Raw genomic sequence first — 21,993 nt, forward strand, 5'->3', positions numbered from 1 at the left:
TATAATCTCCCAAAAGTATTAATACTGTAGAAACAAGTAATTTTCATTACTTTTACTTTTCAAATAATATGCTTTGCCAAATAAAAAAACCCATCCAAGTGCTTTACACGAAAAAGCTGGAATTTCCCCTCCGGAAATGATTAGTTCTGCTGCCGTGAAAAATATTCAGCAATTTAGAAAAGTACAACCTTCATCAATAGAATTAGTTGAAGGAATTTTAGCAGAAAACATAACTTCTTTGAGTCGTGCGATTACTTTGGTGGAAAGCACGAATGTTAGCCATTTGGTAAAAGCCAATGAGGTAATCAATGCCTGTTTACCTCATGCCAACAAATCAGTGCGAATAGGAATTACCGGTGTTCCCGGCGTTGGGAAGAGTACGTTTATTGAAGCTTTTGGAAAATATTTAACTGGTTTAGGAAAAAAAGTGGCAGTTCTTGCTGTTGATCCCAGCAGTACGATTTCGCACGGAAGCATTTTAGGCGATAAAACCAGAATGGAGGAACTGGTAAAAGATAAAAATGCGTACATACGCCCTTCGGCTTCGGGAGCCACTTTGGGCGGTGTGGCGCGAAAAACCCGGGAAACGATTACGCTTTGTGAAGCTGGTGGTTTTGATACGATTATTATTGAAACTGTGGGAGTTGGTCAGAGTGAAACTGCTGTTCACAGTATGGTAGACTTCTTTTTACTTTTAAAAATTTCTGGTGCTGGCGATGAATTGCAAGGCATTAAACGCGGAATTATGGAAATGGCCGATGCAATTGTTATCAACAAAGCAGATGGTGACAACATCAAAAAAGCCCAATTTGCTAAAATGGAATTCAACCGGGCACTACATCTTTTCCCGGCCAAAAAATCCGAATGGATACCAACTACTTCTACCTGTAGCGCCATTACTCATGAGGGTATCCCTGAAGTTTGGAAAACCATTGAGCAATTTCTTGAACTGACAAAAGGTAACAATTCCTTGTTTGAAAAACGCAAAGAACAAAACCAGTATTGGATGTTAGAAACCATCGACGAACAATTGAAATTGAATTTTTACAATCATCCTGAAATTCAAAAATTATTGGATTCAACGAAAAAATCGGTGCAAAATGATGAAATCTCACCCTTTGCAGCCGCAAGCTTCTTATTGAAAATGTATTTTAAAAAATAAAAAACAATCTATAAGTTCCGATTTTGCGAGTTGTATGACAATTGATAAAAATATTTTGATGAGTTTTTGATTTCGCAAAGTAATTTTTTATCAATAGTAGTAAATTCCCTATTTCTACTTAAATTTGAAATCATGTAACACTATATAAAACAAATAATTAAAATTACCCAACACAAAAATTCTATTTCGTTGTTTAAACCATTTTAATATTTAATCCCAAATTAATGAAAAACAAAACATTACTTACAGTTCTTATTTTTATTACTTCTTGTACAATTGTCTTTTCTCAGACAAAAATTAAAGCCATAAAAGCAGGAAAACTTATTGATGTCATTAGCGGAACAGTGCTTAATAACCAGATTATTTTAATTGAAAACAATAAAATAACTGCTATTGGCTCCTCTATTACCATCCCCGAAAATGCGGAAATAATTGACCTAAGCAAGTCAACAGTTTTACCAGGTTTAATAGATTGTCATACTCATCTTAGCGGAGAACCAACCGATGATTATTACGGAGATATTTTCAGAAAAACACCAATTGACTATGCAGTACAAGCACATATTTTCACCAAGCGAACATTGCAAGCTGGTTTTACCACTTGTCGGGATCTAGGATCAAGTGATTTAATTGATATTTCATTAAGAGACGCAATTAATAATGGAATTATTGAAGGTCCCCGAATGCTAGTAGCTTGTTTTACGTTAAGTTCAACGGGGGGTCATGCTGATATGTCAGGATTCAACCCTGCCATAAAAATGAATTCAAATCCTGACTATACAGGCGTTGCTGATGGTGTTGATGAAATCAGAAAACGGGTACGCAACAATATAAAATGGGGCGCTGATGTCATTAAATTTTGCGCTACTGCGGGTGTATTGTCCGAAGAAGAAAGTGTAGGCGCACCTCAATATTCATTAGAAGAAATGAAAGCAATTGTAGACGAAGCCCACATGTGGGAACGAAAAGTAGCCGCACATGCCCATGGAACCGAAGGTATAAAACGTGCCATCATAGCTGGCGTAAATTCAGTAGAACATTGTAGCATTGTTGATGATGAAACCGTAAAACTAATGAAAGAAAAAGGTACTTACATGGTACCAACAATGTATGCCTTAGATTATGTTATTGAAAATTTTGGAAAAAAGGGGTATCCTGAAAAAATAATAAATAAAGCAAAAAGTATTGCCAAACAAAAACAGGAAGGGCTTGTCAAAATAATTAAAGGTGGTGTTAAAATTGCCTACGGTACTGATGCTTCAGTAATGCCGCACGGTCTAAATGGCAAAGATTTTGCATACTTAGTAAAAGCGGGAATGACTCCTATGCAAGCTATTCAATCAGCTACAGTAAACGCAGCGGACTTACTTGACATCACGGCTAAAACAGGTTCGATAACAGTAGGCAAATGGGCCGATATTATTGCCGTAAATGAGAACCCCATTAACGACATTAAAGTTTTGGAACAAGTACAATTTGTAATGAAAGATGGAGTCGTTTATAAAAACGAAACCGCAAAATAAACAAGCATAATTACGCTTGGTTATTTTTAAAAATAAGCTCAAATCCAAAAAAATATTTGATTAAAAAAAGCTAGCGGCAGCAAAAGATAAATTTTCATCTTTTACTGCCGCTAGCTTTTTTTTATTGACAAAAAAATATCTTAGAAAACAAAACTATTCTTTCTCGTAACGTTCCATTTCTCTGTCATAAAAATCATTTGCCAGAACAATCAAACCTTCCATTTCTACATTTAATTCTCCTTCATCAAGATCTTCGGCTTCTTCCATGAATTCGACCTCATCATCTTTTAGATTTATAATAAATCGAGGGTAATCCAAATGTATGATAAAAATATCTTCCGGAAAATCAGTGTTGTCGCCTAGTAAAAATTTTGGTAATTCCATATTTCAAATTTAGTATAATGTATTGCTGTAAATTGTAATGCTGTAAAAATAGGTAATTTATTAATTTTTTATAGGGATTGAAATCTAAAAATATATTTAATACGTTTAAAACTATCTTTCTTTCTCTTTTTACAAAAGGTCCAAAATACAACTAAGTTGTAGATTAGCCCCGATGGAAGCGACATTCTTTGTGTCCGGGTTTCGGGCATAAAGAATGTCGCTTCCATCGGGTGAAATTAAGTTTTGAAAACTATTGTTTTCTGCTACAAAACCTCCTACTTATCAGAAAGTATAACCGGTGTATTTCCTCTACCATTCATAAAAATGATTTTAGTGTTAGGAGAAGCAGCTAATTCTTTTTGAGCTTTTATTTGTTCGTATTGCAATTGTTTATCGGATAAACCGGTTGAAATAATTCGCTGATAATCAGCAATACCTTGTGCCTCCACCCTTTTACGTTCTGCTTCTTGTTTTTCTTTTTGAAGAATAAAAGTCATCTTTTGAGCATCTTGCTCAGCGTTAATTTTACTTTCGATCGACGCTTTTACTGATGTTGGAAGATTGATGTTTCTAATTAACAATTGCTCCAAAACCAATCCTCTTAACTTGAAATCAGCTTCGATAGTTTTGAAAATTCGTTGTTGGAATTCATTTCTTTTAGTAGAATATAAGGCTACTGCATCATAATAAACAGCATTATCACGAATACGGGTTCTGGTTACGGGACGAACAATTTTATCCGAATAATCAACTCCAATTTGTTTAAAAATCTTTGGTGCCGATTCTGGTGAAACGCGAAATAAGACCGTCAGGTCAATTACCACTTCCAGTCCATCGTTTGACAAAACACGAATGGCATCATCACCTGCTTGAGCACCTTCTCCATGAACTGCTGACATGGTGTAATTTTGGGTTTGAATATCAAACTCGGTAACATCTAATAATGGATTTATCAAATGCAAACCACTTTCCAAAACATCAGGTTGCACACTTCCGTATAGCGATTGAACTCCTACTTTCCCCGCATCAATCTGTTTGAACATTGAAGAAAAAAGCCCTAAAGCAATTACTAAGAAGCCAATAATTTTTAGAACATTTGCGAATTTTGAAAACGGATTTACATTGTTTTTTAATGAAAAACTTGTAATCAATAAAATTATTCCAAGAATAATAAATAGTATCATTTTTTTATTGGGTTGGTTAGGTTTGTATGCTTATTATACGAAGAAAGAAATTAGAAGTTACATTGTCAGAACATTATTATTTATGATTCTTTAAAACTAATTTTCTTGTTAATCTCGCAAAGCGAATATACAAAAATAAAGCGGCAGCTGTTAATCCCGCCAAAAGCCCAATCCATATTCCTACTGCTTGCAAAGAAGTATATTTTCCTAAATAATAAGAAATTGGAAAACCGATAACCCAATACGCAACAAAGGTAATATACATAGGGATTTTCACATCTTGTAAACCTCTTAAAGCACCCAAAACCACTACTTGGATACCATCTGAAATTTGAAAAACTGCTGCTACCAATAAAAGTTTAGCTGTTATAAATATTATTTCATTATTATCTAATACTTGTGCGGAATCAGTCATATTCAAAAATAAATGTGGCAAGTAATTATGGAAAACAACAAAAATAATCCCGAAAAGTGTTTCCAACATAATCGCTAATAAAAAAATAGAGCGAGCAACAATTATTAAATTTTTATAATCGTTCATTCCTTTAGTATGACTCACTCTAATCATTGCGGTAACACTCAAACCCATAGCTACCATGAATGTTGATGAAGCAAGAGTCAGTGCTATTTGATTGGCTGCCTGACTATTTTTTCCTAAAGAACCGGAAAGCCATATTGCCGCCGTAAATAGAGTTACTTCAAACAACATCTGCATCGCTGAAGGCAAACCTAGATTGATGATTTTTTTCAAAACTGATTTCCGTATTTCTTTGAAACTAAAATTCTTGAAATAACGTTTCAAATCTTCATTTCTTTTCATAAGATAATGCATAAAAACCACCATCATAATTCTTGAAATTACCGTTCCTAAAGCTGCACCTAGAATTCCTAATTTTGGGAAAATCCAAAATCCATAAATCAGCACATAATTAAAAAACACATGCACCACATTTGCCATAAAAATAGCATACATCGAATATTTTGTTTTCGCTAAACCATCTGCAAATTGTTTGTATCCTTGATACATTATAACCGGAATTAAAGAAAAAGCCACCCAGTCTATATAAGGAGCAGCCATATCAGCTACTACTTTGGGCTGGTGCATTAAGTACATTATTTGCTTAGACAATACCGTCAAAATGAATAACGCTACTCCTAGAACAGTACACAGCAGCAATCCATGGTGAAAAGTAGTTCTAATTTTTTTATCATCGTTTTCGGCATCAGCCTCCGCGGTCAATGGTGTTATAGCTGTAGAAAAACCTATTCCTAAGGATAATGCAATAAAGATAAAACTATTACCCAAAGATACAGCTGCCAACTCAGTGGAACCAAGATTACCCACCATGAAATTATCCACAATACCTATTAATGTATGGCCTAACATTCCCAAAATTACAGGATAAGCTAGTTTGATATTATAAGAAAACTCTTTGGTATATTGAGATAAATTCACTTTCTATTTTTTTTGGCAAAGATAATTAGAAGGTTTCAATTGTATTGATACAATTGAAAATATATAGCCTCTCTTTTAGTTATTATTTACATATATCGAGGAATTCTATAACAAAACCCATTAATTCTATAACATTCCGAAGAATGGGGAGTTCTACATTTGCAGTGTTGTTTTGTATCAAATAAAAATCAGAACAATGAAAATAAAAAAAATATTAATAAAAAATTACAATTATGAAAAGCACAGGAAAAATCAAAATGTTATTTCTATTCGCAATAGCAATGATGTTTGCTAGCAATGTACAAGCACAAGAAACAAAAGAAGCTACAAATTATGATCAAGGTTTCCGTTTAGGATTTGGTGTAAATGCAGGATACTCCGTTAATGATCCATACAAATTGGTATTAGGAGCCGATGCAAGAGTTCAATACGATTTGTCAAAAAAATACTCTTTAACTTTGACAACTGGTTATACTAACTTATTTGTAAGTAAAGCAGACGGTAGTGATTTAGGATTTATCCCAGCTAAAGCAGGTTTTAAAGCTTTCGTATGGAATGACCAATTTTATGTAATGGGGGAAGCTGGTGCTGCTTTTGCAGTAAGTAATGGTTACGATAAAACGTCTTTATTATTATCTCCTAGTATTGGTTATGCTACAAAATATATTGATGTCTCATTGCATTATGAGCACTATTCTGACTTTGCAAAAGTGAACAACAACGGTTCTGTAGGAAAAGGTGTTGGACAAGTAGGAGTTCGTTTAGCTTATGGTTTTGAGCTATAAGACATATAGTTTTTTTTAAAATGCCCTGAAATTTCAGGGCATTTTTTGTTTATAAAACTTTTTATCCGTTAAGGTCTTCATAAAGACGATGAGCTGCTTTTTTTCCAAGTCAGTTAAATTCAGTTTATCCTCCGGTAAAGTTTGATTTGGTAAATTAAATCCCAATCCATTTCCACCACCTTCGTTATAAAAATCAAGTACTTCTTCCATAGTTTTAAAAACACCGTTATGCATATAAGGAGCTGTCAATGCAACATTCCTTAAAGTAGGCGTCTTGAAAGAATTGCGATGAATTGCTGCTTTTGTTAATTCAAATTTCCCTAAATCGGCATCCATTTTTTTAGTGGCATCAGGTACACCTAATACTTCACTTTCGGATTTTACAAAACCCGGAGGGACTGTTCCGTTAGTTAATGGAATAAAATGACAGGTAGCACATTTTGCTTTTCCAGCAAATAAATTAAATCCAGCAATTTCATCCAAATCAAATGTTTCATTTCCCCGCATGTATTCATCAAATTTTGAATCATAATCACTCAAAGATCTTATATAAGAGGCTAATGCATTTTTTATTCCAAACTCGTCTATTGCTTTTCTCGGAAATGCTTTTTGGAATTTAGCGCCATAATGCGCATCCTTTTTTAAAATCAAAACTGACTTTTTCAAAGAACCGTGCATTTCATTTTCATTTGTAATTACAGCTATAGCTTGGTCTTCCAGATAAGTAACTCTGGAATCAGAAAAGAAAACACGTTGAAAAGCAATATTAGACAGCGTAGGCGTATTTCTTTTAACCAATGAGTGTCCATCTAACGAAACTGCTTTTTCTAGTCCGTCGGTAAAAGCTTTGTCAGCATGATGACAGGAAGCACAAGAGCGAGAATTATTCCCGGACAAAATAGGATCATTGAATAATAATTTTCCTAACTCGATTTTTTCTGGAGTAGTTTCATAATCTGGAAATGCTGAAAAAGCTTCGGTATCAAAAGCGTTTTTATCAAAAAGTGTTTGAGCAGTTGTTTTTAATCCTCTGATTTCTTTCATCAAAGGTATTTTCAAATCCATTTGAATTTTATACAAACCCTTACTGAGGGGATTAGCCATTTTTCGAATAAAAACAGCTCGGTCAAATTCATTGAACTTGGTATTCTTTTTCAAATATGCTGTTCCTTCTTCAATCGTTTTTAAAACTAAATTAGAAGACGATTCATCATAAATTTGATAATATTTTTCGATACTTTCTAATGATGCTACTGCTTCTGGAATGGAATTTTGGGCAATTGGAGAATCAAATCCGGTGATTCCTAAAGTAATAATTCTAAAAACTTTTAAACGCATCGCATCAAAAACATGGGAATCAGTCAATTCATTGGTTTGCGAAACTTTGTCCAATCGTTTTAAGTTGGCAGAAAGAATCCCAATTTCTTTTAAAAGTTCCTCTTTTGATCTATGATCATACTTAGGAAAAAGAAATTCTTCGATTACCTGAAATCCTTCCGGAGGAACTGTTTTTCCTTCGTCTTCTTCAAATTCATCTAATGCAGGTCCATTAATCGCTTTTGAAACAACAGGGAAATAATATTCGCTTATCGTTTCTACGCGCTTATAGTTTACATGCGCCAGAAGAAATTGTTTTTGAATTTGTGTCGAAATCGAATCTGATTGTACCAAGAGTTCCAATCGAGCAACATCTTGAATCAGGACCTGAATATCCGATTGAAACAAATTATTTATTTTTTCGTGTTTGGGTTGGTTTTTACAAGAGAAAAGAAGCATCAACAGTAAAAGAAAAAAGAAATTTTTCATAATAAAATTAAAAAATGGGTAGAAAAGCAAAAACCACGAATCCTAATAAGAAACCGTGGATTTTGTAACTATTTAATTTAGAGCTAAATTATCTAGCAAGTCCTTTGATAATTACAATTTGACTAGCTTGATCTTCATTTGGACGATTTGTTCCTCCATCAACTCCTTTATATTTTGTTCCTCTCCAGGTATGTGGTTGAACACTTAATAAAAAGGTATCGTCAATTCCTACTTGTTCCGATACATCAATTAATGCTCCATATTCCCAATCTCCAAATTTAGAAGTTCCTCCAACATTATATTTTGCAGCATCTATAGCGGTACGACGTTGATCTAACTCTACGACAACTTTTAATGCCTTAGTAGCAATATTATATTGATAAATGTAACCGTCATGGGTTTCGTCTCCATATCCATTAGCGTCTTCTTGCACATATACATAGTTTTTTGTCACGCAAATATTATCTGGATTTTGAAATTTTCCGGCAACTCCAGTACGATCATCACCATCAAGGATTACTTGTAACGTTCCTGTCAACGGATTTGCAGCGTCTAAATTTAACTTGTAAACTCTACCATACTTCGTTCTTGAAGCATCAGCATTATTTCCAGTAGTATTTTGTCCTGTAACATTAAAGTAAATTTCACGATCAGCTCCATCGCCTCCTTTTCTATAATCTAAGTCTTCTACTCTACCAAATTTAATTGCTTTTAGCGTATTTACCGATGCGTTAATTTGAGCTCCTGTCATTGTAGTATGATTTTCGATTTTCACAAACGAAACAGTATACGTTTGCCCTACAGCCATATCTTTTTCTCTTTGATTTTCATCTGTTCTTTTCATCATGTATAAAGAACCATTCGCTAAATCACCAACCGTATTGGAAACGTACATAAATACCTGACCTCCATAAGTACCAGAATCATCATCACCTATTACAACAACCGTTTTTCCTGCAAAGGCAGTCTTTTTTAAAGGCAAAGCATTCTCCGCGCTTAATCTTCCTAAGCCCGGCAATTCTTTAGAAACAGCTGCTGACCCAACATCTCCATAAGGATTTAGAGCATGAGTACGAGATTCTTCACCTGATTCACCACTCGTTAAATAAAGTGGACCAAAACCATGTTCAGCGACAGTTGCCATCGTAGCACCACATAATCTCCAAGTTCCTCCATTTGAATTCAACAAATATTCTCCTTTTGTAGGTTTGAATGTTTTGTCTAATGTGATTCTGGAAACTGCAAAGTTATCTTCTTGATTTACTAAAAAAGTAAAAGTTCCATCTGAATTTTTCAACAATCCTGATCCGTCAGCTGAGCCACCAAAAACATAATTTGGACTCCCAGCCAAAACATCATCTGAAGTAATCAGTGAAAAAACTTCTAGGCTTTCAAAACCTGCTTGCTTTTTCAATAATACTGGAGTTACGGATTGGTTAGCTAAAACTACATCCGTAGTTTCATTTGAAGATTTAGCATCATTCTCACAAGAGATTAATGAAGCTAAAAATAACATTGGTAAAATAATTTTTTTCATCTTGGTTGATAGTTTTAAATTCAAGGCAAAGAAATGCACTGAATTTAAACTTCAAATGAACTTAATATTAATAAAAAGCCAAGAGTTCACTAGGGTTTCCACCTCTAAAAAACAATAAATTTACATACTAACGGTAAAGTAATACAATGATAAACTTGAAATAACTTTGACTAGAAAATAATTCAAACTATTTTTCTTTCTTAAGCATTTCTTTATACATTTCAATATTCTCCCTGATTTTTTCATCCATTTCGGGTTCTTTAATATCGGTATGTTTTTCCATTTCTTCCAAAATAATTTTGGCTACAATATAACGGGCCATTTCTTTATCATCAGCAGGAATCACATACCAAGGCGCGTAGTCAGTTGCAGTTTTATTAATTGCTTCTTCGTAATAATGCATATAATCATCCCAATGTTCTCTTTCTTTCAAATCACCGGTTGAGAATTTCCAGTTGTGTTTTTGTTCTTCCAGTCGGCGTAACAAGCGTTGTCGTTGCTCTTCTTTACTTATATGTAAAAAAAATTTCAACATAATCGTTCCGTTTTGAGTAATGTGCTTCTCAAAATTATTGATTTGCTGCATTCTATTTTCCCAAAATGTTTCAGTAATTGCTGAAACGCTATCAATTCCTGGCAAATTTTCATTCATAATATATTCCGGATGCACTCTGGTGACCAAAACGTTTTCATAATGCGATCTGTTAAAAACCGTAAATTTCCCTTTTTCAGGTAAAACCAAATAATGTCTCCACAAATAATCATGTTCTAACTCGCTTGAATTTGGTGTTTTAAAACTATGAACAACCACCCCACGGGAGTTAAATTCCTTAAAAACTTCCCGAATCATACTATCCTTCCCCGAGGTATCCATACCTTGCAAACAGACCAAAACACCATAGCGATTGTGTGCATACATCACATCTTGTATTTCACTCAATTTCGCTTGCACCTTCTCCAGTTTCTCTTCTTTATCATCATCATCGGCTTTGCTAAACAAGTTCGTAGGAATTTGAGACAATTCAATTTTGCCAATCACTTTAAAATCATCGGGTTTTATAGATTTCATAAGAAATAATTTATCTTTGCATCTCAAATATAAGAAATATTAGGGAATTATCCTGATGAATTTCAGAAGCTATTTCCTGCTGTACACTTGTATCTTCCTAGTCCTTAACCTGTTTCAATATCCTGAAACAAATTCAGGACTAGAAAGGATACCGCTTCCATCAGGGCTAGGGCACTTCTTTCCAAAATAAAAAATATGCTACAATTTCAACTCGAATTCCTATTTCAAATCAACGGAATTGGTTCCGCCTCAGGACTCATTCGCAAAGACGATTCCTTATTTATCATCGCTGACAACAGCTCTTTTCTTTACGAATACAACATCAAAGAAAAAGAACTCCATAGAATAAAGCTCTTCGAAAACAGTCAAGAAAACATTCCTAAAAAAGACAAATTCGATTTTGAATCCATAACCCAAAAAGGAAATAAAATATATCTTTTTGGTTCTGGTTCCACATCAAATAGAAACAAACGCATCAGTTACGATCTTACTTCCGCAGCAATAGAAGACAAAGATTTGTCTGCCATTTATGAAAAACTAAAACAAACTGCTTCAATTTCGGATGCAGATTTAAACATAGAGGGCGCTTTATTTCACAACGAAAAATGGTATTTATTTCAACGGGGAAATGGAGCACAATCCAAAAACGGTATTTTTATTTTAGACAAAGAAGGAAATGATATTCGCTTTGTTCCAATCCAATTGCCAGAAATCCAAAATATTGAAGCTACCTTTACCGATGCAATTCTTGTGGAAGATAAAATCTATTTCTTGGCAGCGGTAGAAAACACGACCTCAACCTATGAGGACGGAGAAGTATTTGGAAGTTTCATCGGAGCTTTATCATTAGACACTTTAGAAGTTGCATTTACCCAAAAAATTTCAGAAACCCATAAATTTGAAGGATTAACTGTATTTACACATTCAAAAGAAAAAATCGAATTCTTACTCTGTGAAGATAAGGACACCGAAGCTTTGGAAACAGACATTTACAAATTGACTTTGGATTTAAAAAGAAGTCTATTAGATTAAAAATATTCGTTTCAGTAAAAATACTATAACGTTAAATTTAAATTAAATAGAAACCCAAAATAGATTTCAAATATAAAACGAGGTACTTTTACAGTAAACGAAGCCCTATATTGGCTTCCCAATAATTGATAAAATGACAGACTTAAAAAATAAAAATGCCCTGATTACGGGAGCTGGAAAAGGAATTGGAAAAGCTATCGCTTTGGCCTTAGCAAAAGAAGGTGTAAATGTGATTTTGGTTGCCAGAACACAAGAGGAAATTGACAGCGTAGCTGCAAAAGTACGCTCTCTAAGAGTAAAAGCGCTGGCAATAACCGCTGATGTTGCCGATATCAATTCGGTAAACGCAGCCGTTGAAAAAGCATTGGCAGAATTTGGAACTATTGATATCTTAATCAACAATGCCGGAATAGCAGCTTTTGGAAAATTTTTAGAATTAGAACCAACGGATTGGGAACGCATCATTAAGGTAAACCTGATGGGAACGTATTATGTAACCCGTGCCATTTTGCCCAACATGATCGAAAGACAAATGGGCGATATCATCAATATTTCATCCACAGCAGGATTAAGCGGAAATGCGTTAACAAGTGCCTACAGTGCTTCTAAATTTGCTGTTTTGGGATTAACTGAATCGTTGATGCAAGAAGTCCGTAAGCACAATATTCGCGTGACGGCATTAACGCCGAGCACCGTTGCTACAGATATGGCCAAAGAATTAAAATTGACTGATGGAAATCCGGAAAAAGTAATGCAAGCAGAAGATATGGCCGAATTAATCATTGCACAACTCAAATTAAACCGACGCGTTTTCATCAAAAACAGTAGTATTTGGTCTACGAATCCTTAATTCGTTTTTATTATTAAACATCTAAACTTAAAATAAAAAACCATTAAGAAATTAAGTGATTAAGTCTTACGCTTAATTTTAATCTCTTAATGGTTTAAACTTTATATGACTTATATGGTGAAAAAAATCTTTAATGGTTTAAAAACTTATGTGACTTATATGTTTAGTAATTAAACCAAAGCCGTAACAAAATCCATTCGTACACTTCCATCTTCATCAATTTTTGTCAAATTGATTTTATGTAATGTATTTACTAATTCTGGATTCCAGGGTGTTTTTACTTTTACATAATTTTCCGTAAAACCGTGAATATATCCTTCTTTATTTTCGCTTTCGAATAAAACAGTTCTGTTAGTTCCCAACTGGCTTTCATAAAAAGCACGGCGTTTTTTAACCGATAAACCGCGCATCATTTTGCTGCGTTTGGCGCGAACATTTCCTGGAACAACACCTTCCATTGCTGCTGCTTCGGTATTATCCCGTTCCGAGTATGTAAAAACATGCAAATACGAAATATCCATATCATTCAAGAAATGATAGGTTTCCAAAAAGTGCTCGTCAGTTTCCCCAGGAAAACCAACAATCACATCCACACCAATACAAGCTTGTGGCATGACTTCTCGAATCTTATTTACTCTTTCCGTATATACTTCACGTTGGTACCGACGCTTCATCAACTTTAAAATATCATTGCTCCCGGATTGCAACGGAATATGAAAATGCGGCACAAAAGTCCTGCTTTTCGACACAAATTCTATCGTTTCATTTTTCAATAAATTCGGCTCAATAGAGGATATTCGCAGTCGTTCGATTCCTTCCACTTTATCTAATTCCTGAACTAATTCTAAAAATGTATGTTCGTGTTTTTTATTTCCAAATTCCCCTTTACCGTAATCGCCAATGTTTACTCCGGTAAGCACAATTTCCTTGATATTTTGTTTTGAAATTTCAGATGCATTTTTCAATACATTTTCCAGTTCATCACTTCGCGAAATTCCTCTTGCTAATGGAATCGTACAATAGGTGCATTTATAATCGCAACCGTCCTGCACTTTCAAGAAAGCCCGAGTTCTGTCTCCTATAGAATAACTTCCCACATAAAAATCGGCTTCGGCAATTTCACAGGAATGTACTTCTCCAAAATCATTTTTGGACAAATCATTAATATAATCGGTCAATTTGAATTTTTCAGTTGCACCAAGAACTAAATCTACTCCATCAACAGCAGCTAATTCTTCCGGTTTCAATTGCGCATAACACCCTACTGCCGCGACAAATGCTTTATCATTCAATTTCATTGCTTTTCGCACGACTTGCTTGAACTGCTTATCTGCATTTTCCGTAACCGAACAGGTATTAATCACATACATATCAGCCACTTCTTCAAAATCTACCCGATCAAAACCCTCATCTTGAAGATTACGGGCAATCGTAGAAGTTTCCGAAAAATTCAGTTTGCAACCAAGCGTATAAAAAGCAACTTTTTTTCTGTTTTCCATAATGATAACTCAATTAATGAAATCGTTGTCAAAAAATTGAGTGTGCAAATTTACGAACAAAAAACTTTAAAATGAAATCGTGAATTTACAAAGAAAAAGAACAATTAAAAACTACAACAACTTTCGCAATTGTGGTCATTTTCAAATGTTCAAATTGAATTATTAGCTAATTTTATTCCTTCCTCCACTTTTTAGTTCCCTCAAAAAGGTGTTATAAAACAGCTACTTTTTTTATTTTTATTTTTGACAATCAAATACTTACAACAATTTGATAAATATTTACAAAGACGAAAAGAAAGTTTACAAAGAAAACCCAACAAAAAAAGATAAATTTTTTGTAACTTTTTTCTGCAATCAATAACTAATCTTAAAACCATTTAAAACTTTATTTTATGAAAAAAACCATTCTACATCTTGTACTATTTATTATCACGGTTAATGTTGCCGTTGCTCAGACAAAAACTAACAAAACCGAAACTCCAATTTTGGATCGAGAGTTGTTTTTTGGAAATCCAGAAATTACTGGAGGGCAATTAAGTCCCGACGGAAAATTTATTTCTTTTATGAAGGAATATGAGGGAATAATGAATATTTGGGTCAAAAAAATTGACGAACCGTTTGAAAAAGCTAGACCACTAACTAACAGTAAACGTCCGATGCAAGGCTATTTCTGGTCATACGATGGCAAATACATCTTGTATATTAAAGATGAGAATGGGGATGAAAACATAAATATCTTTGCCGTTGACCCGATAGCATCAGCAGAAGCAAATAAAGTTCCTGTGTCCAGAAATCTAACCCCTCTAAAAGGAATTGCGGCAAGAATAAATTTGGTCAGCAAGAAAAATCCTGATTTGATGATGGTATCATTAAATGAAAGAGACAAGGCTTGGCACGATTTGTACCAACTTAAAATTTCTACGGGCGAACTTACTAAAATATATGAAAACAAGGAAAGAGTTACCGGTTTTACCTTTGATTGGGATGAAAACCTGAGAGTTCTTTCTAAAACTGATGAGAAAGGAACTACCACAGCATATAAAAAAGAAGGGGATAAACTAACTCCAATTTATGAAACATCAGTAACAGAGCAAGCTTATATTGCCAGCTGGACACCAGACAACAAACAAGCCTATTTTGTTAGCAATAAAGGAGATTTAAATCTATCTACTTTGCTTTTAATGAATTTAGGAACTCAAAAAATCACCAAAATAGAAAGCGACCCAAAAAACAAAGTTGATTTTGGTGGGCTTTCCACAAGCGATATAACCCACAAAATTATTTTTACTTCTTATACGGATGATAAAACCACCTACTACTGGAAAGATAAAAACTGGGAATCTAGTTACAAGTTTTTACAATCGAAATTCCCGGGGAGAGAAGTAAGTTTTCAAAGTTTAACAAAAGATGAAAAGAAATTATTGGTAACAATTTCTGGAGATAAATATGCTGCAGAAGTATATTTTTTCAATGTCGACACCAAAGAATTGCTTTTGCAATATGTATCAAGACCAGCTTTAAAAAAGGTAGAACAGTATTTAGCAGCAATGACACCTATAAAATATAAAAGTAGTGATGGTTTAGAAATTTCAGGATATTTAACGCTTCCTGTTGGTTCAAATGGCAAAAATTTACCCGTGATAATGCTAATTCACGGAGGACCAAAAGGACCAAGAGACAATTGGGGCTACAATTCAATCGCCCAATTTTTGGCAAATAGAGGTTATGCGGTTTTGCAACCTAATTTCAGGGCAAGCGGTGGTTATGGAAAAAAATTCCTGAACGCCGGTGATTTGCAATGGGGAAAATTGATGCAAGATGATATTACTTGGGGTGTAAAATATTTAATTGCTCAAGGAATTGCCAATAAAGATAAAGTTGCCATAATGGGCGGTAGTTATGGTGGTTATGCAACTTTGGCAGGACTAGCTTTTACTCCAGACTTGTATGCTTGTGGTGTTGATAATGTTGGTCCAAGTAATCTTTTTACTTTAATAGAATCTATTCCGGCTTATTGGGAAGCTGCAAGAGCTTCATTGTATGGAATGGTTGGTGATCCAAAGACGGAAGAAGGTAAAAAAAGAATGCAAGAAGCAAGTCCGTTGTTTAGTGCAGATAAAATTGTAAAACCTTTATTGATCATTCAAGGTGCAAACGATCCAAGAGTTAAAAAAGCCGAAGCGGATCAAATTGTTGTTGCTTTGAGAGAAAAAGGAAAACAAGTTTCATACCTGCTAGCTGATGATGAAGGCCATGGCTTTAGAAAACCTGTTAATAATATGGCAATGTTCGCTGAAACAGAAAAATTCTTGGCGGGAATTCTTGGTGGAAAATACCAACAAGATATGCCAGAAAATATAGCCAAACGTTTAAAAGAAATAACTGTTGATATTAATATGGTAACGTACGAATCTAAAAAGGAATAATTTTTTTTAAATTAATCAGCGAGAAGGAGTTATTTTTTTTCAACTCCTTCTTGTTTTTTTAATCCGGAAAACCTAACTGCATGCGTTTAAAATCAGCTCTTTAGAATGATGATTTTTAGTTCAAAATAAATCGTCTGACCACCTCAGCCACACCGTGATCATTATTTGAAGCTACAATAACATCTCCTTGATCTCTTAATTCTGGATCTACATTATCTACCCATACCCCTAATCCGGCATATTGGATCATGGTTAAATCATTTCCTGCGTTTCCAACGGCTATGATTTCACTTTGATGAATGTTCAGTTTTTCAGCTAAAAATTTGATGCTGGCACCTTTATCAATCCCGTTTTGTGCTACTTCCAGAAAAAAGGGTTTTGACATACATACGCTCAGATGCGGCATGGCAGCTCTTAAGTCTTTTTCAACTTCTTTGAGATAGGCTGGCTCTTCTAATAAAATACATTTTATGGCTGCCGATTTAACTTCCTCTTTAAAACTAAGGACTTTATTGTGTTCTAAACCGGTGATGTTTTTTTCGATTTCAATGTATTCAGAATCCGTCTCACTCACAATTTTCCCATCAAGGTACGTAATAATATGGGTATTACTTTTTAAACTGTAATCATACAAATCATGAATTTGTTCTTGGGTTAGCGTTTGCTCAAAAATGATTTTATCTTCTTTTAAATCAGTAATCACAGCGCCGTTATATGATATCATATAGGAATTATCCAATTGCAATTCTTTCGCGTAAGCAATCATTGCAGGTGTTGGTCTGCCAGATGCCAAAATAACATAAACTCCCAGTTCTTGGGCCTTAAACAACATTGCTTTATTCTCGTTTGAAATGATATGGTCATCGGTTAACAAAGTGTCATCCATGTCCAAAACTAACATTTTATATTTCATTTTTATTTTTTAAAAAGCAGTATTTCAAATACCGAAAATTCACAAATTATTTTTTAATTTACTTTGATTTTGTCTTGTGTCAAAAATTTGAAGAATACGAATTTCCTTTTCAGAATGAATTTTATAAATGATTTTATAATCTCGTACAATCATTCTTCTATAAGGTTCTCCTAGAAATTCATCCGCTTGAAATTGCTCAACAAAATGAATATTTTTACTTTGAACCACAATATCTCTAATAACGTTTTTTGCTCCTTGAGGAGATTTTAACTTGATAAATTCAAATATTAATTTCAAATCGGCTTTGGCTTGATTATCCCAAAGTATGGTAATTGGCTTTTGCATATTACCACTTCTCGATTTCTTTTTCTAGATCTTCAATAGTTGTATATTTTCCTGATGAAATTCGTTCATCAGCTTCTTTAACCATATTGATGTATTCTTCTTTGTCAACTGGATAACCACTAATAGTATGAGCAACAACTTCTTTATCTAAAACAGATTTAAGCGCTATTATTTTTTTTAGTTTACTTTCATCATTAATATGAAGCAACCAATCCATCAATTCTATTTTCTTTGCAGCTATGTCCATCTTACAGAGTTATTTGATTAACAAATATACAAATTTAAATACTCATTCTGAATTCTTCAATAACGGGATTCACTTTTGAAAACTCGGTTTCCTGAACAAACAATTCCACTGCCAAGCCGGAATTTCCAAAACCTCCTAATCGAGCTGATTGTATATTATTTTTTAAAACGGTATCTACTCCTATTGCTTCAATTCTCTTTTGTAACGCTAAAGCTAAAATTTCACTTCCCGAAAACACTTTCATTAATCCCATCTTATTCTTTATTTAATTATTTATTACCATTTTCTTCATCCCCTTCTTGTTCCTCGAAGTCATCTCCAACTTCAGGTTCGAAATCTTCTTCCTCCTCAAAATCTTCATCTCCTTCTTCGTCTTCATTTCCTTCTTCGTCTTCATTTCCTTCTTCGTCTTCATCCTCTTCATCGGCATCAAATTCAAATTCAAAAGGCTCCACTAGCATTTTTTCAGCAAGGACTTCTATTCGTTCTGTCAATTGTTCCGAAAAAATAATACGTTGGGTTCTTACAATGCTATTCGAAATACGCATGATTTTAGTTTCATGACGCAATTTCAAGATTGGGTCTGCATCATCAAGGATAAACATTTTCAATCGGTTTACATTAAAACCTGCTGTTGTGAACATTTCACTCAACCTGTTTGGAGTCCCAATCAACACATCAATTCCGCTAGAAATATAATTCTTATCGTACTCCATATCCCCTTTATCATGAACACCATAGACTTCTAAATTAGAATTCTTTCCGTATTTTTCAAAAAGCGATTCCATTTCCAATACTTTGGCTTTGCCTTCGACAATAATCAACGCCCGCGGTGATTCTTCGGTTGCGCCTGCCAGTCTCTGGATTACATTCAGCACAATTGTTGTCGATTTCCCGCTTCCTTTTGGTGCAATAATGATACAATCCGAACCACTTTTCATTGTCGAAAATGTTTCTTTTTGCATTGCATTGGCCTCGTTCAAACCGTTTTCAATTAAGGCTTCTTGTAACGCTTCGTTTATTTTTTTTAGTTTCATTTATTTTAGATTGAAAGATTTAAATATTCAAAAATTAAAGGAGTACTCCATGAATTTTTAAATTATTTAATCTTTAAATTATTTAATTATTTCGATGCAAATAATTTCACATCATTCTCGGAAATTTCGCTTCCGCCAAGGATAATCAAGCGTTCCACTACATTTCGTAATTCACGGATGTTTCCTGTCCAATCGTAATCTTGCAATAAATGGATCGCTTCTTTTGAGAACTTTTTTATAGCATTTCCTTGCTCAGAAGCAATTTTATCTGCAAAATATGAAATCAACATTGGGATATCATCTCGCCTGTCATTCAACGATGGAACTTTTATCAGGATAACAGCCAAACGATGGTATAAATCCTCACGGAAACGCCCTTCGGCAATTTCTTTTTTCAAATCTTTATTGGTCGCTGCTACGACGCGAACATCGACTTTAATATCTTTATCTGCTCCCACTCTGGTAATCATGCTTTCCTGTAAAGCACGCAATACTTTGGCTTGCGCCGAAAGACTCATATCACCAATTTCATCCAAGAAAATAGTTCCTTTATCTGCAGCTTCAAATTTTCCAGCACGGTCTTTCACTGCCGATGTAAATGCTCCTTTTACGTGACCGAATAATTCACTTTCTATCAACTCCGATGGAATAGCAGCACAATTCACTTCGATTAAAGGAAAGTTAGCTCTTTGACTTCTTTCGTGTAATTGATGTGCAACAAGCTCTTTTCCGGTTCCATTTGGTCCCGTAATTAAAACTCGAGCTTCGGTTTGGGCAACCTTATCAATCATTACATTGATGTGATTAATAGCGTCGCTTTCGCCAATCATTTCGTAGTTTTTACTGACTTTTTTCTTCAGAATTTTATTTTCAACTACGAGTTGTTTTTTATCTAAAGCGTTGCGAACCGTATTCAACAATCGATTTAAATCCGGTGGTTTTGAGATGTAATCAAATGCACCCAAACGCATCGTATTGATAGCCGTTTCCATATCACCATGACCGGAAATCATAACCATCGGAATTTCGGGTTTGATTTTTTTGACGGCTTCCAGAACCTCAACACCGTCCATTTTTGGCATTTTGATATCGCACAAAACCAAATCGTAATCGTTGTTTTTTATTTTTTCAAAACCTGAAGCACCGTCTTCGGCTGCTTCAACCTGATAGGTGTCGTTTTCTTCGGAGAGTATTTTTGTGAGCACTCTTCGAATAGCGGCCTCGTCTTCTATGATTAGTATTTTTGACATATTTTTATTTTTTTAGCCCCGATTGAAGTGGAAATCCTTTTTATTTTTTCTTTAAAAATAAAAAGATTGCAACGGAAAGCGGGAAATAGCTCCATAAATTAATTAAATTTTAACGGAAGCGGAAACAAACCAAAGTATTAATATTTCAACCATCGGTATAATTCGTTCCATGTTGGTTTTTTGCCGTACATGAGTATCCCTACTCGGTATATTTTGGCGGCAAACCAAACCACTGAAAAGAAGGTGCCGAATAATAGTGTTATTGATATTGCGATTTGCCACCAAGGTACGCCAAACGGGATTCGCATGAGCATAACGATGGGTGATGTGAGCGGAATCATTGAAAAAACAACTGCAATTGTCCCATGTGGATCATTTATAACGGTAAAAAAACCAATGTAAACACTCAACATTAATGGCATGATGATAGGCAAAAGAAATTGTTGTGAGTCAGTTTGATTGTCGACTGCCGCTCCAATTGCTGCGTAAAACGAACTGTACAGAAGATACCCGCCAATGAAATAAATCACAAATCCAATCAAGATACTTGCAATGGGTAAATTCCATAATTCCTTAATATACATTTGCGCGGTTCCGGCAAATTCTTGTTGGGCGGTATGCATTAATTCGGGTGAAATTCTAGCGGTTGGTCCAACATTTACACCAAAAAATAGTGACGCAGCAAACATTAACGATAATCCGATAGCTGCCCAAATGACGAATTGCAATAATCCTGCTAATGCCGTTCCTACAATTTTCCCCATCATCAATTGAAATGGTTTTACGGAGGAAATGATGATTTCAACAATTCGGTTCGTTTTTTCTTCGATAACGCTTCGCATCACCATGTTGCCGTAGATGATAATGAACATCATAATAAGATAGCCAAAAGCACCACCAATCCCGATTTTTATTTCGTTAAGTCCTTTTACACTTTCTTCGCCCGATGCTTTTGTTAAGCTGATATTGACTTTAGATTCTGCATTTTTTATCGCTAATGTATCGAGATGTGCATTTTCCAGATTAGTTTTGGTCAACTTTTTTGCAATAATTTCCTGAATATTTTCGATGAAAGAAATACTCGGACTGTTGTTTGAAATAAATTGTATCTTATTTTCAAAATCATTTGTGTTTTTTTCTTTTGGGATATATAACAATCCTTCGTAGCTTTCATTAGTGATACTATCTTTAAGAAATTTTAAATCTATCTGAGACAAATCGAGATATTTAAATTCCCCGTTCATAGTATTTTTCGAAGTGAATTCCTTGACAAACAAACCCGATTCATCGTGAATGGCGATTCGTTTGGTATCCGCTTTCATGGAGCTTAAATAGCCCACAAATGCGGCTATTCCCACAAACAATAGTGGACTCAGAAAAGTCATTACTATGAAAGACTTATTACGAACTTTGGAAATAAATTCTCTTTTTATGATTAATGCTATGATAGACATTTTAGTTTATTAGATGATTAGACATTTTAGATTA

At 34.4% G+C, this 21,993-nt stretch carries 19 protein-coding genes and 1 pseudogene; 6 read left to right on the forward strand and 14 right to left on the reverse strand.

Features of this window, described 5'->3' with window-relative positions:
• Positions 1-73 precede the first annotated feature (73 nt).
• Both meaB and ACFX5D_RS13055 read left to right on the forward strand, forming a co-directional pair.
• Complete coding sequence (gene meaB, locus ACFX5D_RS13050) at positions 74-1,162, forward strand: methylmalonyl Co-A mutase-associated GTPase MeaB (RefSeq protein ID WP_379858633.1); 1,089 nt, start codon at positions 74-76, stop codon at positions 1,160-1,162.
• A 224-nt stretch (positions 1,163-1,386) separates the two neighbouring features.
• On the forward strand, positions 1,387-2,685 hold the full coding sequence (locus ACFX5D_RS13055) for a Xaa-Pro dipeptidase (protein ID WP_379858634.1): 1,299 nt from the start codon (positions 1,387-1,389) through the stop codon (positions 2,683-2,685).
• A 153-nt stretch (positions 2,686-2,838) separates the two neighbouring features.
• Here the strand turns inward: ACFX5D_RS13055 and ACFX5D_RS13060 are convergent, their stop codons facing one another.
• From ACFX5D_RS13060 to ACFX5D_RS13070, 3 genes are all read right to left on the reverse strand, one after another.
• Entirely contained in the window at positions 2,839-3,069 is a 231-nt protein-coding gene (locus tag ACFX5D_RS13060) for a hypothetical protein (RefSeq protein ID WP_379855732.1), read from the reverse strand.
• 275 nt (positions 3,070-3,344) lie between these two features.
• Positions 3,345-4,253 carry a prohibitin family protein gene (locus ACFX5D_RS13065; RefSeq protein WP_379858635.1) on the reverse strand — a complete coding sequence of 303 codons (909 nt, stop codon included), beginning with the start codon at positions 4,251-4,253 and terminating at the stop codon, positions 3,345-3,347.
• Between the two features lie 76 nt (positions 4,254-4,329).
• Positions 4,330-5,709, reverse strand: a complete 1,380-nt coding sequence (locus ACFX5D_RS13070) for an MATE family efflux transporter (RefSeq protein WP_379858636.1) — start codon at positions 5,707-5,709, stop codon at positions 4,330-4,332.
• A gap of 233 nt (positions 5,710-5,942) precedes the next feature.
• Here ACFX5D_RS13070 and ACFX5D_RS13075 point away from each other — a divergent pair, with 233 nt between their 5' ends.
• Entirely contained in the window at positions 5,943-6,494 is a 552-nt protein-coding gene (locus ACFX5D_RS13075; RefSeq protein ID WP_379858637.1) for a hypothetical protein, read from the forward strand.
• Between the two features lie 33 nt (positions 6,495-6,527).
• Here ACFX5D_RS13075 and ACFX5D_RS13080 read toward each other — a convergent pair whose 3' ends face one another.
• The 3 genes from ACFX5D_RS13080 to ACFX5D_RS13090 form a co-directional block, all read right to left on the reverse strand.
• Positions 6,528-8,300 carry a cytochrome c peroxidase gene (locus tag ACFX5D_RS13080; protein WP_379858638.1) on the reverse strand — a complete coding sequence of 591 codons (1,773 nt, stop codon included), beginning with the start codon at positions 8,298-8,300 and terminating at the stop codon, positions 6,528-6,530.
• Positions 8,301-8,388: 88 nt separating this feature from the next.
• A complete protein-coding gene (locus tag ACFX5D_RS13085) occupies positions 8,389-9,837 on the reverse strand; it encodes a PhoX family protein (RefSeq protein ID WP_379858640.1) in 1,449 nt (482 codons plus the stop codon).
• 187 nt (positions 9,838-10,024) lie between these two features.
• Entirely contained in the window at positions 10,025-10,906 is an 882-nt protein-coding gene (locus ACFX5D_RS13090) for a PPK2 family polyphosphate kinase (RefSeq protein ID WP_379858641.1), read from the reverse strand.
• Positions 10,907-11,101: 195 nt separating this feature from the next.
• On the opposite strand from ACFX5D_RS13090, the gene ACFX5D_RS13095 reads away from it, so the two are divergent.
• Together ACFX5D_RS13095 and ACFX5D_RS13100 are read left to right on the forward strand one after the other, a co-directional pair.
• Positions 11,102-11,938 carry a DUF6929 family protein gene (locus ACFX5D_RS13095; protein ID WP_379858643.1) on the forward strand — a complete coding sequence of 279 codons (837 nt, stop codon included), beginning with the start codon at positions 11,102-11,104 and terminating at the stop codon, positions 11,936-11,938.
• A gap of 133 nt (positions 11,939-12,071) precedes the next feature.
• Positions 12,072-12,788: a 3-ketoacyl-ACP reductase gene (locus ACFX5D_RS13100; RefSeq protein ID WP_379858644.1), complete on the forward strand. Its 717-nt coding sequence runs from the start codon at positions 12,072-12,074 to the stop codon at positions 12,786-12,788.
• A gap of 170 nt (positions 12,789-12,958) precedes the next feature.
• Here the strand turns inward: ACFX5D_RS13100 and mtaB are convergent, their stop codons facing one another.
• Positions 12,959-14,287, reverse strand: a complete 1,329-nt coding sequence (gene mtaB, locus ACFX5D_RS13105; RefSeq protein WP_379858645.1) for a tRNA (N(6)-L-threonylcarbamoyladenosine(37)-C(2))-methylthiotransferase MtaB — start codon at positions 14,285-14,287, stop codon at positions 12,959-12,961.
• Between the two features lie 392 nt (positions 14,288-14,679).
• Here mtaB and ACFX5D_RS13110 point away from each other — a divergent pair, with 392 nt between their 5' ends.
• Positions 14,680-16,713: a S9 family peptidase gene (locus ACFX5D_RS13110; RefSeq protein WP_379858646.1), complete on the forward strand. Its 2,034-nt coding sequence runs from the start codon at positions 14,680-14,682 to the stop codon at positions 16,711-16,713.
• A 115-nt stretch (positions 16,714-16,828) separates the two neighbouring features.
• On the opposite strand, the gene ACFX5D_RS13115 is transcribed toward ACFX5D_RS13110, so the two are convergent.
• From ACFX5D_RS13115 to ACFX5D_RS13145, 7 genes and pseudogenes are all read right to left on the reverse strand, one after another.
• Complete coding sequence (locus tag ACFX5D_RS13115) at positions 16,829-17,626, reverse strand: Cof-type HAD-IIB family hydrolase (protein WP_379858647.1); 798 nt, start codon at positions 17,624-17,626, stop codon at positions 16,829-16,831.
• 39 nt (positions 17,627-17,665) lie between these two features.
• Entirely contained in the window at positions 17,666-17,971 is a 306-nt protein-coding gene (locus ACFX5D_RS13120) for a type II toxin-antitoxin system RelE/ParE family toxin (RefSeq protein WP_379858649.1), read from the reverse strand.
• A 1-nt stretch (position 17,972) separates the two neighbouring features.
• Positions 17,973-18,218, reverse strand: a complete 246-nt coding sequence (locus ACFX5D_RS13125; RefSeq protein WP_379858650.1) for a hypothetical protein — start codon at positions 18,216-18,218, stop codon at positions 17,973-17,975.
• A gap of 34 nt (positions 18,219-18,252) precedes the next feature.
• On the reverse strand, positions 18,253-18,471 hold the full coding sequence (locus ACFX5D_RS13130; protein ID WP_379858651.1) for a DUF2007 domain-containing protein: 219 nt from the start codon (positions 18,469-18,471) through the stop codon (positions 18,253-18,255).
• A gap of 112 nt (positions 18,472-18,583) precedes the next feature.
• A pseudogene (locus tag ACFX5D_RS13135) lies at positions 18,584-19,255 on the reverse strand (DEAD/DEAH box helicase); the annotation flags it as partial.
• Positions 19,256-19,341: 86 nt separating this feature from the next.
• A complete protein-coding gene (locus tag ACFX5D_RS13140) occupies positions 19,342-20,505 on the reverse strand; it encodes a sigma-54-dependent transcriptional regulator (RefSeq protein ID WP_379858653.1) in 1,164 nt (387 codons plus the stop codon).
• Between the two features lie 137 nt (positions 20,506-20,642).
• Complete coding sequence (locus ACFX5D_RS13145) at positions 20,643-21,959, reverse strand: ABC transporter permease (RefSeq protein WP_379858654.1); 1,317 nt, start codon at positions 21,957-21,959, stop codon at positions 20,643-20,645.
• Between the last annotated feature and the right edge of the window lie 34 nt (positions 21,960-21,993).

It is taken from the genome of Flavobacterium fructosi (assembly GCF_042787335.1).
GTDB lineage: Bacteria > Bacteroidota > Bacteroidia > Flavobacteriales > Flavobacteriaceae > Flavobacterium > Flavobacterium fructosi.

What these genes read in the sequence shown, in the direction of transcription:
- ACFX5D_RS13065 (WP_379858635.1), bottom strand. Translation starts at nt 4,253, where the DNA reads ATGATACTATTTATTATTCTTGGAATAATTTTATTGATTACAAGTTTT.
- ACFX5D_RS13100 (WP_379858644.1), top strand. Translation starts at nt 12,072, where the DNA reads ATGACAGACTTAAAAAATAAAAATGCCCTGATTACGGGAGCTGGAAAA.
- ACFX5D_RS13145 (WP_379858654.1), bottom strand. Translation starts at nt 21,959, where the DNA reads ATGTCTATCATAGCATTAATCATAAAAAGAGAATTTATTTCCAAAGTT.
- ACFX5D_RS13060 (WP_379855732.1), bottom strand. Translation starts at nt 3,069, where the DNA reads ATGGAATTACCAAAATTTTTACTAGGCGACAACACTGATTTTCCGGAA.
- ACFX5D_RS13075 (WP_379858637.1), top strand. Translation starts at nt 5,943, where the DNA reads ATGAAAAGCACAGGAAAAATCAAAATGTTATTTCTATTCGCAATAGCA.
- ACFX5D_RS13095 (WP_379858643.1), top strand. Translation starts at nt 11,102, where the DNA reads ATGCTACAATTTCAACTCGAATTCCTATTTCAAATCAACGGAATTGGT.
- ACFX5D_RS13085 (WP_379858640.1), bottom strand. Translation starts at nt 9,837, where the DNA reads ATGAAAAAAATTATTTTACCAATGTTATTTTTAGCTTCATTAATCTCT.
- ACFX5D_RS13140 (WP_379858653.1), bottom strand. Translation starts at nt 20,505, where the DNA reads ATGTCAAAAATACTAATCATAGAAGACGAGGCCGCTATTCGAAGAGTG.
- ACFX5D_RS13080 (WP_379858638.1), bottom strand. Translation starts at nt 8,300, where the DNA reads ATGAAAAATTTCTTTTTTCTTTTACTGTTGATGCTTCTTTTCTCTTGT.
- ACFX5D_RS13090 (WP_379858641.1), bottom strand. Translation starts at nt 10,906, where the DNA reads ATGAAATCTATAAAACCCGATGATTTTAAAGTGATTGGCAAAATTGAA.
- ACFX5D_RS13125 (WP_379858650.1), bottom strand. Translation starts at nt 18,218, where the DNA reads ATGGACATAGCTGCAAAGAAAATAGAATTGATGGATTGGTTGCTTCAT.
- ACFX5D_RS13130 (WP_379858651.1), bottom strand. Translation starts at nt 18,471, where the DNA reads ATGGGATTAATGAAAGTGTTTTCGGGAAGTGAAATTTTAGCTTTAGCG.
- ACFX5D_RS13110 (WP_379858646.1), top strand. Translation starts at nt 14,680, where the DNA reads ATGAAAAAAACCATTCTACATCTTGTACTATTTATTATCACGGTTAAT.
- ACFX5D_RS13120 (WP_379858649.1), bottom strand. Translation starts at nt 17,971, where the DNA reads ATGCAAAAGCCAATTACCATACTTTGGGATAATCAAGCCAAAGCCGAT.
- mtaB (WP_379858645.1), bottom strand. Translation starts at nt 14,287, where the DNA reads ATGGAAAACAGAAAAAAAGTTGCTTTTTATACGCTTGGTTGCAAACTG.
- ACFX5D_RS13055 (WP_379858634.1), top strand. Translation starts at nt 1,387, where the DNA reads ATGAAAAACAAAACATTACTTACAGTTCTTATTTTTATTACTTCTTGT.
- ACFX5D_RS13115 (WP_379858647.1), bottom strand. Translation starts at nt 17,626, where the DNA reads ATGAAATATAAAATGTTAGTTTTGGACATGGATGACACTTTGTTAACC.